This window comes from Bacillus sp. KS1 (assembly GCF_020075515.1).
In the GTDB taxonomy this organism is placed as follows: domain Bacteria; phylum Bacillota; class Bacilli; order Bacillales; family Bacillaceae; genus Bacillus; species Bacillus velezensis.
The window spans coordinates 1-279 of the sequence record NZ_JACAWW010000008.1 but is presented as its reverse complement, the minus strand read 5'-3'; the positions used below and the strand labels follow the sequence as shown (position 1 = coordinate 279).

The following is a 279-nucleotide window of genomic DNA, read 5'->3' as shown; positions in this document are numbered from 1 at the left end:
CTTTCTAACTTAACCGTTAAAAAGAATCACTACGTGATATCTTGCATTACTAATTGAATGTGAATTACTTCTGTTATCTAGTTTTCAAAGAACACGTTGGTGGAGCCTAGCGGGATCGAACCGCTGACCTCCTGCGTGCAAAGCAGGCGCTCTCCCAGCTGAGCTAAGGCCCCGTATTGGGTAAAGATGGTGGGCCTGAGTGGACTCGAACCACCGACCTCACGCTTATCAGGCGTGCGCTCTAACCAGCTGAGCTACAGGCCCATCTACCATATGAAA

Annotated in this window: 2 tRNA genes; both read right to left on the bottom strand. The window is 48.7% G+C overall.

The window, feature by feature from the left end:
* Positions 1-97: 97 nt before the first annotated feature.
* A tRNA-Ala gene (locus tag HWY38_RS05440) sits at positions 98-173 on the bottom strand.
* 14 nt (positions 174-187) lie between these two features.
* Positions 188-264: transfer RNA gene (locus HWY38_RS05435), tRNA-Ile, on the bottom strand.
* Positions 265-279 lie beyond the last annotated feature (15 nt).